This window comes from Legionella norrlandica (assembly GCF_000770585.1).
GTDB lineage: Bacteria > Pseudomonadota > Gammaproteobacteria > Legionellales > Legionellaceae > Legionella > Legionella norrlandica.
Genome location: NZ_JNCF01000079.1, coordinates 1 through 12,245 on the forward strand (window position 1 = coordinate 1; position 12,245 = coordinate 12,245).

A 12,245-nucleotide genomic window follows, 5' to 3' on the forward strand; every position below is an offset into this window, starting at 1 on the left:
TCGATGTATGCAGATTATCCTCGAGGAAAGCCATTAGTTAGCCATGATATAAATCATAAATGTCCGCTTCTCTATCGGCAACCGTGATTAACATCGTATCAGGAACTTGCAAAGCGACTTCATTTGCTTTTCGGTAAGCCTTTAACCATCGATGGCTTTCCTTTTCTTCCAAAGGAATTTTATGGTTATCTCGACTTTTTTCTCGAGCAGTTCGATGACGTACCTTTTCTCTTGCCCAATGATAAGTATCTAAAACACCTAAACATAGTCGTTCCGGTGTAACTGCCAAGATGGGATGCAGAAGTAGCCCTAAATGCTTTTCATGATTAATCGGGCCAATATCTTCCCATTCTTTTTGCCCTGTAAAATTAAGTGTTGTTGTATCTTGTAGCAAAAGAACAACTAAATGTTGCTTCATACGAGCAAGGGTTGATTCTATATGTGGGGCTAAGATGCTTTCTGTAGTGACTTTCTCATGATCAAAGAAACGATAAGCAGCTTTTGTTTCATGCCATCCGCCACATGCTGCCGGAATGCTCAAATTGGGTGAGTTACCTAATTTATCAAATAAAGAAAGCAATCGCTCATTGAGTCTTTTATCGCCTAAATTTATGGTTTTCATTTCTCCTGCTGCCCAGCTCATCATCGTCCTTATGACATTATTCGACGATGGAGTATACGAATTATTGTAAATAAAAACAGCAGTTAATACTTATGGGTAATGATGTGATTATTTGGTGTAGAGCCACTATAATTACAACTAATCATAAGTTAGAGAGACGACGATGCGTATTCCACTGACAGAGCCAGTATCACCCCGCTATATCCATATTAACCCAGCCACCAATAAAGTTCATCTTCTGGTCCCGGTTATTGGCGGACAAGAAATCAGCACGGATAATACATGTAAAGCCACGGTCGCCTTGCGGGAATTTTTTGATGGTGGCGCACTGCGAGAATTAAATGCCTATAAAGAGGCATTGGCCTTTGATATAGGGCTACTTGAAGAAGGTCGTGAACAGCGGGTAGAAAAAGAAGCACGGCTAGCTCAAATAGAAGCCTATATTGAAGCAGTTTCAGCAATGCGCATGAGCTATAGTGATGCGATAACTGCTTTTCTTGAAAGGTCGTCGAATTTATACAGCATTCAACTACGCCCGCGCGCTCAGGATAGTCAATCACGCGTCGTGAATCCTGTGTTTAATGTGAACCGAGCAAATAATATGGAAGGAGCCCCGCTTTCACCTTTGTATAATGCGATGTATAGCACGTTTCCTACGACCGTGGTGGCAGCAACTGACCCACGTATCCGGCTTACAACAGCCGTATTGAGTGCAATACCCGCATCAGCGAGCTTTGTCGATATACAACGGGTATTAGGGGAACAGAGCTTAGCGCTCTTTGGACTAACCATTGATTTTACCCAACGTACCGATGGAACACCTGCCACCAAAGAGGTGATTGATACCCTCATGGGTTTTGGAGAGGATGCTACTCGAGACGATTACATTGATGCTTTATTAGGTGCTTGTGCGCTTAATGTATGGGAAACGCTGCCCACGCCGCCTTTTTATAGCATCCCTGCGGCAACACCAGAGAATAAAAAAACAGAACGGTTATCGATACTGACTCAATTTTTTCTAGCCAATCTGAATGTGTATTGCAAAGCAAAAGGACTCAGTACGAAAAATTTTGGGGTGACTCTCGATGCATCACCTGAATTAAGTAATGATTTGGCCAGTTTGGTATCAACAGCCTTAGCAAGCGGCGAAGACGTAGAAAAAGCCATGTGCGCTTTTTTTAATGAGAATACCCATACATTCGGTTTATCACGCGTCCTCAACGCAGACGATTTGACTGCCATTCGACAAACATTTGAACGCACCTATCGTACGGTTACGGCTACCAATGAGAATCCACACATGGATGATTTTATGATTTTGGATAAAGGAGCGACAGGAGAAACTGCTAAATTTGTAACCCACCAAGGGTCTATTTGTGTGAATTTCGCTGAAATCATTGACTCTACTGCGGCATCCAGTAATCCAGGGTATTTTGTGAACATTCGCGCTGATTTTGCAGTACACCCGATAGAAGTACCTCACCGAAATGAATCCGTAGCGAGCGGCGATGTAGAGATGGATGTTGAAAGCTTGCTTACACGAATCAATGATGAGCAACTTGAGCATCTACCGACAGCGGCTAAAGAGGCTTGTCGTGCACATCCGAGTTTCCAAGCTCGTCACTTTTTACACGATGTAGCCAAAGGGAAACAAATTGAAGCAGAAGCGTTATTAACTGCAGCACTGGCCAATACTCAAACACTCCTTCGAACGCCAGGTATCTTTACCGATTATTCCGGTCGAACCTTCAACTGCACCGCTTATGAATATGCCTATTGGGCGAAAGACACGCATATGTGCCGCATGCTAGAAAATCACATGGATGAAGAAACCAAAGCCCAGATGTTAGCGCGAATTGATATTATAGAAGCTTCTGGACTTTCCTATCAACAAAACGGCACAGAACATCGCAGCGCTCATTTTGATTTGACAGCACTTAAAACGGCATTACAAGACTATGTTAATGGTTATGATGGGTGGAGCTCTGCGCGTGACTTGGCGGCAATAAAGGTAGCTTGGATGAGCGTTGGCAAAGCGCAGCGAGATGTGCCCACTCATGTAGCGCATGAATATTGCAGGCCAGACCGGTCATTTCATCCATGCCCGCCATTTAATGAACCCACATTACCACGTGTTTTAACTTTTTATAATTATATTATTCATTGTGATGATTCCTGGTTTCATTTGGCACCTTCTAATTCTAGGCTTGGTTTCGATTTTGGATTAATGCGGGCCCGGGAGGAGGTGGTGCTTATCGTGAAGGCTGAGGCGGCGAGCTGGTGTACGGTGGCTCGGGCGGTCGCGGATGATTTGGCGGCTATTACCCGCCTCGATGAAGTGAGAACAGCTGATCTCACGCAATCGCGTGAACATTTAAACCCACCGGCATTATCGCATAGTTTCTTAATATAAGCCGTTCCTGCAGGATAGTTGCGGCAATATGTTTCGTCGCACTATTCCAATATGCTTGAATAAACCACTCCATGAGCTCTTGATAGTGCCAGTTTTCTGCTGTTCTCACCCACCACGTGCACCAACGATTCAAGTAACTCCTGATTCGACTGAGAGAGACCATCAATAACCATTTGTTTAACTGTGACTTTACAGCAAAAAAGCATTGATTCATTATTTTCACTCCAACCTATTGATTTTATTAGTACTGCTAGCTAACCTTTCTGCCCTTAAGAGGAGCAGGGTTGCCAAATGACACCAGCAAAAGAATTACCGATTGTCATTGAAAAATCACAGGAAGAAGTTGAGCAGATCATTGCATTGGTGCACTCATCAAACTTACCAGAGGGAACAAAATCTTTTGTGATTGGGTGTATTCACCTGGCTTCCTGGATCCCGTGCGCACTGGTCGAGCATAAAATAACCGTATCCAATTTAAGGCGACTTATCTTTGGCAAAGGAGATAAGACCACGAAACAACAAGACAAACCTCCAAAGGTAAAACAGAATAACTCCGCCTCAGAAGGATCCGAGCCTTGGAGTCCCTAAGTGCCGGCCAATTATGCCCACATCGCTGTGGTGGCAGGCTTTACTCCATCAATCCCGGCATCCTTATTAACATCAAAGGGCAAAATCTAGCCTCTGTTGATAAATACTGGATTGAGAAGCTACGCTGCGCTTTATGTCCCGAATGTCCCGCTGAGTTTTTTAATGTTAATTTATTACAAGCTTTTCTTTTTCAATAAATCAGCCCTTAACCCAAGCCCCTTATCTGTGAGATAATATCTTTGTCGGCTACTTGTCGGTTTATCAGGAATAGTCATTGCAATGCAGCTTGCCTCTAAGGCGGGAACTAAGTAGGCATTACGAAAATGATCTTCGTGGCGTAATCCAAGCGCCTCTTGAATTTCTATGCGTTTCATTTTACCTTCCATCACTAATATGATGCGCTCAACTTCCCCGGTAACTTCCCCGGTAACTTCCCCGGTAACTTCCCCGGTAACTTCCCCGGCAACTTGAACTCCTACTATTTTAGCTTTACGCCAAATGGTTGTTAAAAACCCATCGGAAATAGAAAATTGAGGTTCAGGCAAGCCGACCTCTCGACATCGACGTATCATGTCCCCGGTACCTGTACCCATACGCTCAATATATTTGGTTAAATACAAGGGTTCTGCCAATAATGGGTTATGAGGAACTGAACCATGAGGTTGGCGAAGCTTTTCCAGTGTGAGTGAAGGAGGTAAAGTCCCAGGATTCCAGACCTCTAGCCTGTCAGTAAAGAGCATAACTTGGACACTGCCATTACTGGTATAATCTCGATGTGCCACAGCATTTACGATGGCTTCAGCAACAACTTCACGTGGAATTTCATATTTCACAGGAGCTTGAGTACCCAACTCTCTTGTACCAACCCACAAGTTAATTTTAGATAATACAAAATCTATGGCTTGATCCACTAGATCAAACACAGCACCCTTATAAACTTGATAGGAGGGAATAGGTTTTGCAACCTCTATTCCATGATAATGGGCGCATTTTACTTCTGACGAAATTAAAAATCGCTGAGGCTGTTTTCCAAATAGCAAAATCGCAGCATGTGTTGGTCTATTATCATCCAATAAATTCAAGTGGGTCAGTAATTCCATAGCAGTGGCTCCTTCCAATAAAGGAAAACCACGAGCTTGACGAGCATGACGTATAAAAGCAGCCATTTTTTCTTTATCAAGATCATCCATAGTAGCATTACGGCAAAATGTAGCGTCAAATGGCCCATTACGAATTAATTCCAGATCTTCCAAATACTGCACTAAAGCAGTATAAACATTACTGATAAGCTCAGGTATCGAATCATATCGACGACGGACTAATTCATTTCCAACTTTTTGGACTAATGCTTGCATCTTCGGGTGTCGTTTTTGATCGTCAGAGCCTTTGATAAAAATCAACCGATTTTTATGGCGAGTTGTAGCCTCGTTGAACTCATGTTCAGTAGGAGAAATGCCATTATAGTCTTCGTAACCATAATCATTTCCAAACAATCCTAAGTAAAGATCACTCTTGGCAACTTCATTTAAATAAATTTCACTGCTACTACGATCAATTGCAGGAAGTTCTTCAAATAAAAATGGTTCGAAAAATCTTCGCATTAGAGTGTCGCTAATTAACCAATTACGGAGAGCCATGCGATCATCTGCAAGTTCCTTTTGCACACTACTGATAAAAATACGCAAAGGTTTCATATTCATTTATCCTAATTTAAAAATAGCTATCCACTAATGTCGTTTTCAAGGCAGAATTAATGCGCATTTGTTTCAACAGAAAATCTGAAATTAGCTACAATGGTTTTCTTAATCGCTCCACATCTCGCATAATATAACCTGCTGTTACGTCATTATTCATTTTATGATTTAACAATCGTTTTAAAGCATACGCTGGTAAATCCAAACTTTCAGCCGTTGTGGCAAAAGTGCGTATTAAATCATGCACCGTAAATGATACACCAGATAATTCAGTCACTTTAAGCATCGCCTTTCTAGGCTCCATCAAATGACCAGTTCTACTCTGTGCTGGAAAAACAAATTCATTGATTTTAAATTGTTTTCTCCTTTGAAATAATTCATAAAGAAAATCAGTCATGGGTAAAGTATGGGCTTCCCTATTTTTGGTGTCTTGCACAGTAAAAGCCCTGGCTTTGAAATCAATGTCTGACCAATGCAGCGAAGCTGCTTCCATTCTTCTTAAACCAGTAAATAAAATTAATAGAAAATAATCTTTCCACATCATTGCCTATTGGATACTTCCAACAAATTTTGCAATTCCGCTGATGAATAGTGCGTGGTTATTCGCCCTGAGCGATGTCCTAATAAATCTTGTCGATCTCCAAAGCTAACACCCGATGCACGCAATCTATGCCCGAACGTATGTTTTAAATCATATACTCGTACATGCTCCAAACCAGCCCTAACTCTGGCATTACGCCAGGCAGTACTATTCATCCTACTGATGGGCTCACCTTTATAAGTAAACACATATTTATCATGCTTTCCTCGTTCGCTTTCAATATGTATCATTACATACAACTAGTCGTTTATCACCATTCTTAACCAGTTCAGAAGGAATGATAAACCATCAGATGAGGCATTTCTGGAACATTTATTTCCCAATCCCATTGAAGCTAACACACTTCTTGTTCACGACAGCCTGTATTAACAGCAAACAATGCCATTTTTTCCAGATGATTTGGCAACTCATTGAAAAGTTGCTGTTGCTCTTCCCAATTTAAAGGATAAGGTTTTCGCAAATCATATTCTGGTAATAACTTCATTTTGGGTGCACAGGAGGCCGGACGTATGGCATGGCAAAAACAAAACAACTATGGCCTTCGCAGCCATGTAGAGATGGCCGTTTTACGTTACAAAAAAATCATTGGCCAAGACATGAAAGCAAGAGAGTTACCTCAGCAAAAAAACTGAAGGTGGGGGTGGTACGCGTGTTTTAAACCGTATGACTTCTCTCGGTATGCCAACTTCTGTAAAAGTGCAATAAAAACTTTCTAATTGAACGCAATTTAGTCCAACTTTGATTTATGCAACAACGCCATTTATTAATCCGCGACAGATAACCCGCCCCAAATTTGATCGATTTAAAGTCTAATGGTACAATTATAAATCTATAAATCATCGAGAAGTATTATGTCCTTTTTTAAAAAAGAAAATCTTGTCCCTGATAGTCCCCTTATCAAAAACGAAAATTCAATTTCATTGAGTGTTGGGGATGAAGTTATAGATAAAGATGGTAATAATGCTATTATTTCAGAAATGTTTGAATGGGACACCAAAGATTATGATGAAGAAAAAGGGGACTATGTTGCATTGGATATGACCGGAAAAGTGAAGCTAAAATATGATTCTGGTTTCACTAAAATAGTTGATTCATCTGGGATTAGCAAAGGAATAAGCGATGAGAAAAAAGACACCAAGGATATATTGGAAACAATTTATGGTATAGATACTCATGACATGTCTCAGGAAAGGATAAATAGCCTATACACAGTACTAATCCTTTATGCTGATTTTTATAAAAAAAATCACGTTAACTCTCATAGATATCAGCGTATTTATGATAGAGAGAAACGTGAGTATTCTAAAGAATTTGATATAAATCTTTATTGTTTTAACAGCATCTTAGCTAATTTAAAAATTGAGTTACCTGCAAGTAAAATTAAGGAAATTTATGAGCAGTTTGGAGTTATTCAATTACGCGAAATTAATAAAAAATCTTTAATTCTTGGGTGTGGTAGTGAACCCTTAATTTACGGCGCTTCCACAAAGGGATATAAAGAGGAACACGCACATCAAAATCAAATTACCATGTCTCCCGAGTTGAATTTCAATCCAACGCTTGTAGCCTATTTTCAAGGATCATTTAAATTCGAAAGTAATTTTTTCAACGAAATTGTATTTGAAGGATTTTTTAGGAGAGCTATTCCAGATATTATTGATGATTTAAATGAAGTAAATCGTATATTAGCTCCCGAGGGTAAAGTCTCTTTCACTAACGATAAATTAAAAAAAACGTATGATAAAGAACAGATAGATACGATTATTAGACACTATCAAGAACATGAAAAATTTGATGTGTTCCGTTCTGATTTGTCTTTAGAAATAGGCGGTCATCCTAAAGGCTTTGTTTCTTAGAGGGCATTCGGAAAGGGTGTTATCGCTGCCATAACTGTTATATGTCTAAATTAAAGACAAGTTATAGCCTTTAAGGGCGTTGTTGCATAAAGCCGCTCCTCAGGGGCATTTATTTACAGTTCAAGCTTTCTGAGTCGAGGTGCTGATGTGCATAAAAAAATCAACAAAACCAGCGACCGATTCATTGACAGACTTATTAACCAATCTCATCAACTTGAACTAAAATTATTAGGAGACTCTATGAGAAAAGATAAAAAAATTAACTGAATGTGAACGCTTTAGAAAAAAATAAGGAACCAGCAATATCATGATTTTATATCGTTCACGTTCCCGTGGAATCGTCGTTCACCTTCAGTGGAATACGCAATTTTTCTCGGCAAAATTTAAGTTGACGCTGCCCGTAGAACCCACCTGTTAATTGTCGAATAATCTACTTTCAGACCACGTTCCAGTGCCAATTCCTCAACGTTACGATAACTCAATGAATAGGCCAAATACCATCTGACCAGCATTAAAATTAAGCAGATCTCATTAAATATCTATAAAAAACAAGGAAGTTAGAGTACACTCCTTATTTTTATAGATTAGTTTTGAAAAATGATAAGGATATACCTCAACGAAGAAGCAAAAACAGATTTGCTTCGATTAAGGCGAAGTCAAAAATCCAATATAAGGGAACGAGCCTATTACGTATTATTACTCGGAGAAGGACAGTCGGTATCGGACACAGCTAAGATTACTGGCCGCAATGAACACACTATCAGATTATGGCTCAAGCGCTATATAACATATGGTATTACAGGACTTAAGAGTCGCGGTCAACCGGGTCGTCCAGCCAGGAAAGCACCTATTATTGAGTCTCAACTTGAGGAGTTACTCAGCAAATCACCTCAAGAATACGGTTATCAGGAAGCAGGATGGCAGATTAATCTTTTGCGAGATTGGTTTGAAAAACAAGGGATGACTGCTTGCGATACCACGCTAGTAAAATCACTTAATCGATTGGGCTTTGTGTATAAACGATTTTCAAAAACGTTACCAGCAGGCAATAGCCAGCAATTCATCATGTTCTTGCATCAACTTCATAAAGCAAATCCCAATAAAAAGCTAATGATCGTTCTCGACAATGGCCCCATACATAAGAGTAAGAAAGTTCAGAAGTTTGTTCGAAAAAATGATTGGATACAATTATTCTTTCTTCCTACCTATTCACCTGAATACAATCCAATTGAACGATTTTGGCAATGGCTAAAGCAGAAAGTATATGGCTGTAAGTCATTTTCTACTATGGAGGAACTTTTACAACAAATTCGAAGGTTAGTCTGGCATTTTCATGAAGGAAGAACCGTTGCAAAAATCAATTTTAACTATGAGGCTTATGTTAATTTATTATAGATATTTAATGAGGTCTGCTTATGTCGCGTTTAAAATGGCGCCACTTGAAACTGAGCATCGCTGATAGTCCACAAAAAATGAGAATACTATATCATCAGACAATTTTTTGCGACAAAGCCGTATGATTAGCTCTTATCAATGCACAACCCCTAAAAATGTACTATATTTATACAGACAATGCAGAGTAAGAGAATAAGTGAACCATGTCGGAGAGTAAGACATGAAGATATTTTGTAGTATTATAGGGATGGGGCCAAGAAGATTGGTCGAACTTAATGTGAATAAGTCTACATCGATATTAGATGCCAAATTGGCACTTATAAACTATCTTTACCCTAACGTTAAGATAGATAAGACGCTTGAAACCTTATTAAATACCGAAGTAAAGATAGTACACGCGGGAGCTATTAAGCAAAATTTTGATGATATTATGCTCGAAGACGATATCACTTTAATTATAAAAGAGGCATTTAAGAATAACATTCAATCTATTGAAAATAATCAGCAATCTGAAGAAATTTCTTCTACTAAAATTTTTTCGTTGCCTCCTCTAATGAAATATTTATTAAAGAAATACCTATTAAAAAAACAAGTGAGCCCTCTCCTCAACAAAAAACCATTGAAAACAATATGATACATTATATTTGGATGGGAAACTTATCGACTCATATTAATAAAGTTTGCTGTTCTTTAGGACCTAAAAGTCTAGCGCAACAGTCTTCTGAGGCCAAAATAATTGTTTGGGTCCCCGAGCATTTAATAGGTGACGCAAAAGCATTATTTTCTGATTATCCTAGTATATCAATACAATCAGTGGATGCTATGTTAAAAGATCCCTTAAAACATCTGAGCAAATCTACTACAGAGAAGATAAAAAATACGTTAGAAATACAAGAAAAAAACAAACTTTACACCGCTCAAAAAGATCTATTAACGTTTGTTATTCTCGAAGAATTTGGAGGTTATTTTTTTGATTGTACCACGCGTTTTACTGCTAAACCCAACTTACCTCAGGTGGTAGGTGTTAAAGTTGCGATTACTCAGGAAGCAGTAGATTCGTCTACCGAAATGATAAGTAAATATGACTTATCTCCTTGGTTTGGGGTTGATGTATGGGCATTTGCATCTGAGCCAGGCCATCCCGTAATGAAGAATGCATTAAATGCTTATTTAAAGGATGAGCAACGCGGAACCACCAATGCACTATCGATGGGTTTTATAGGCGATTCTTTAGTACAATACTTTGGTTCATTACTGAATCAGGAGTCTCTTTGGTTGAAAGAATCAACTCCATTTGGCTGGCGAATAAATGAATTGACTATGGATAAAATACATATGGGACTGTGGAGAAAAATGAGTGATGAAACTAAAGAAGCATTGTTGGGAAACGCTTATAAAGAGCTTGGATTAAATATTCGAGAAACGCCTCCAGAACCTCAACATCCAGTAAGTGTATCTAATCCTGCTAATTTCTCAGGTACATTATTTCATAACGCAGCTGAAAAAAATACGCCCTCAGAAAATGTCGTAGAGAATAGTCCAAAAAAGACGCTTTAAGCAGAGTCTACGAAGGGCTCTGTTAGAGTTTCTAAAATTACTTACATCTTATCCTCCTTCTTCAGGCTTAATCTGTCGCAAGTTGGGCTCATTTAAAAATGGATTTCAAAAAATATCAGAACGTTCTGGATACCAGGAAAAATCGGAAAAAAGATTCTTAAAGTTTATGAGCGTCTTTTTACGTTTTGGAAAACAGAGTATGACCCAAGCATGCTCGCATTTAAAAAACCTAGAAAGAGGTTACGTTATTTTAAAGCAAAACTACTTCGTCATTTACGTGAAGGCTCTCGTTGCCCCCTCTAAAAAGAACACATAAATTTCTTTCAGAAAGCGATCTAGATAAGATTATAAATATATTTAGAAAATCGCTTAAGAAAATAAATCATAATCACCATAATTTCGCTTGGACTTAATAAGCAAGGTTTTTGACTTCGTGTTAATCCAAACTCAAGTTGAGTTTTTTCAAACTCAGGAAAAACTCTTTGGCAAAATCATCGACAATACAAAACAATTCCACTAAATTATCCATCATGGTCCTTTAAATCATTTGTCGCTAAGCTACGGAAGCTCAGCAAATTTGATCCTAGAAAGAATCTTTTTTTCAACTGATTAATCAAAAATTAAATATCGAACTCACGTTAAAAAATAGAGAAATAAGTTTTTTGAAAAATTTATCACTTTGATTAAGATGTTTATTTTTAGAGGGAATCATTCACTTTCAGGAAGATAAAATGCAGTCTATCGGCACATGGTGGCTATGGTTATTTTTCATTATTTTAATACTCAATTTTAATACTCACTGTATTAATTATTGATATTATTTTTTTGAGCAAGAAACAGAAGCAAATTTCATTGCAATCCTCGTTCATATGGGTTGCAGTATGGATTATTTTAGCGTTGCTTTTTAATATATTTTTGTGGGTATATCTCGCACAAAGTGAAACAAGCAAAATTGCAAACCAAAAAGCACTTGAATTTTTTACCGCTTATCTGATCGAACAGTCATTATCGATGGATAATGTTTTTGTGTTTGTCATGATATTTAAATATTTTTCGATACCGATGAAGTATCAGCATCGTTTACTTCTATTTGGAGTATTGGGTGCACACTATGAGAATAATACTCATTGTATTTGGGATATGGCTCGTTAATAAATTTGATTGGATTTTTTATTTGTTTGGTATATTACTTATTTTGTTACGACCGATTCATAGAGCATTATTTGCTCCTATAGCCCATAATGAAGAACTACTTCAACGTAAGGAACATAGTATTGTTGAGGGTAGTATTCAACATCTCACCGTGTGGGGATTACGACCTAATTGCGCTGATATCACACCTGTGTGGCGACAATTATTTTTGCCTAATGAGGATAGTAAAACATAATACGCGCGCTCCCCTATATTTTTTCCCGCTCACGAGCTTCTTAGTTTCAACAGTGTTTGTTTTTGTTCTTGCGTTATAACCACTTGTATCGCTTTGCCCATCCTTAAAACTCTGACGTGGTCAACCAAAATG

Annotated in this window: 12 protein-coding genes and 3 pseudogenes; 10 read left to right on the plus strand and 5 right to left on the minus strand. The window is 38.5% G+C overall.

Features of this window, described 5'->3' with window-relative positions; all coding sequences use genetic code 11:
• Positions 1 to 37: 37 nt before the first annotated feature.
• A complete protein-coding gene (locus tag OK13_RS12475) occupies positions 38 to 646 on the minus strand; it encodes an IS4/Tn5 family transposase DNA-binding protein (protein WP_081964931.1) in 609 nt (202 codons plus the stop codon).
• Between the two features lie 139 nt (positions 647 to 785).
• Between OK13_RS12475 and OK13_RS12480 the strand changes: the two genes are divergently transcribed.
• The 3 genes from OK13_RS12480 to OK13_RS12490 all read left to right on the plus strand — a co-directional run bounded on the left by OK13_RS12480 (position 786) and on the right by OK13_RS12490 (position 3,820).
• On the plus strand, positions 786 to 3,035 hold the full coding sequence (locus tag OK13_RS12480) for a hypothetical protein (protein WP_035891284.1): 2,250 nt from the start codon (positions 786 to 788) through the stop codon (positions 3,033 to 3,035).
• A gap of 291 nt (positions 3,036 to 3,326) precedes the next feature.
• Complete coding sequence (locus OK13_RS12485; protein WP_052117683.1) at positions 3,327 to 3,623, plus strand: hypothetical protein; 297 nt, start codon at positions 3,327 to 3,329, stop codon at positions 3,621 to 3,623.
• Positions 3,611 to 3,820 (plus strand): hypothetical protein, encoded by a 210-nt coding sequence (locus tag OK13_RS12490; RefSeq protein WP_035891285.1) that lies wholly within the window; start codon positions 3,611 to 3,613, stop codon positions 3,818 to 3,820. Before OK13_RS12485 ends, OK13_RS12490 begins: the two co-directional genes overlap by 13 nt.
• On the opposite strand, the gene OK13_RS12495 is transcribed toward OK13_RS12490, so the two are convergent.
• From OK13_RS12495 to OK13_RS12505, 3 genes and pseudogenes are all read right to left on the minus strand, one after another.
• Positions 3,797 to 5,317, minus strand: a complete 1,521-nt coding sequence (locus tag OK13_RS12495; RefSeq protein WP_035891286.1) for a Fic family protein — start codon at positions 5,315 to 5,317, stop codon at positions 3,797 to 3,799. The genes OK13_RS12490 and OK13_RS12495 overlap by 24 nt on opposite strands.
• A gap of 94 nt (positions 5,318 to 5,411) precedes the next feature.
• Positions 5,412 to 5,864 (minus strand): annotated as a pseudogene (locus tag OK13_RS12500) (tyrosine-type recombinase/integrase); the annotation flags it as partial.
• Positions 5,864 to 6,411, minus strand: a pseudogene (locus tag OK13_RS12505) (tyrosine-type recombinase/integrase); the annotation flags it as partial. The pseudogenes OK13_RS12500 and OK13_RS12505, both read right to left, overlap by 1 nt.
• A gap of 16 nt (positions 6,412 to 6,427) precedes the next feature.
• On the opposite strand from OK13_RS12505, the gene OK13_RS15930 reads away from it, so the two are divergent.
• Both OK13_RS15930 and OK13_RS12510 read left to right on the plus strand, forming a co-directional pair.
• The gene (locus tag OK13_RS15930) at positions 6,428 to 6,550 is read left to right on the plus strand and encodes a hypothetical protein (protein ID WP_277619309.1); all 123 of its coding nucleotides are present in this window, start codon (positions 6,428 to 6,430) and stop codon (positions 6,548 to 6,550) included.
• Positions 6,551 to 6,769: 219 nt separating this feature from the next.
• Positions 6,770 to 7,774: a hypothetical protein gene (locus tag OK13_RS12510; RefSeq protein WP_035891289.1), complete on the plus strand. Its 1,005-nt coding sequence runs from the start codon at positions 6,770 to 6,772 to the stop codon at positions 7,772 to 7,774.
• 392 nt (positions 7,775 to 8,166) lie between these two features.
• Here OK13_RS12510 and OK13_RS14455 read toward each other — a convergent pair.
• A pseudogene (locus OK13_RS14455) lies at positions 8,167 to 8,286 on the minus strand (IS6 family transposase); the annotation flags it as partial.
• Between the two features lie 85 nt (positions 8,287 to 8,371).
• Here OK13_RS14455 and OK13_RS13995 point away from each other — a divergent pair.
• From OK13_RS13995 to OK13_RS14005, 5 genes are all read left to right on the plus strand, one after another.
• Positions 8,372 to 9,169, plus strand: a complete 798-nt coding sequence (locus tag OK13_RS13995; protein WP_052117684.1) for an IS630 family transposase — start codon at positions 8,372 to 8,374, stop codon at positions 9,167 to 9,169.
• 220 nt (positions 9,170 to 9,389) lie between these two features.
• The gene (locus tag OK13_RS12520) at positions 9,390 to 9,803 is read left to right on the plus strand and encodes a hypothetical protein (RefSeq protein WP_035891291.1); all 414 of its coding nucleotides are present in this window, start codon (positions 9,390 to 9,392) and stop codon (positions 9,801 to 9,803) included.
• Positions 9,800 to 10,726, plus strand: coding sequence for a glycosyltransferase family 32 protein (locus OK13_RS12525; protein WP_035891293.1), 927 nt, complete (start codon positions 9,800 to 9,802; stop codon positions 10,724 to 10,726). The genes OK13_RS12520 and OK13_RS12525 overlap by 4 nt, the downstream gene beginning before the upstream one ends.
• 1,035 nt (positions 10,727 to 11,761) lie before the next feature.
• Entirely contained in the window at positions 11,762 to 11,878 is a 117-nt protein-coding gene (locus OK13_RS16205) for a hypothetical protein (RefSeq protein ID WP_420911430.1), read from the plus strand.
• Positions 11,838 to 12,113 carry a hypothetical protein gene (locus OK13_RS14005; protein WP_152571699.1) on the plus strand — a complete coding sequence of 92 codons (276 nt, stop codon included), beginning with the start codon at positions 11,838 to 11,840 and terminating at the stop codon, positions 12,111 to 12,113. The genes OK13_RS16205 and OK13_RS14005 overlap by 41 nt, the downstream gene beginning before the upstream one ends.
• The last annotated feature ends 132 nt before the right edge of the window (positions 12,114 to 12,245 follow it).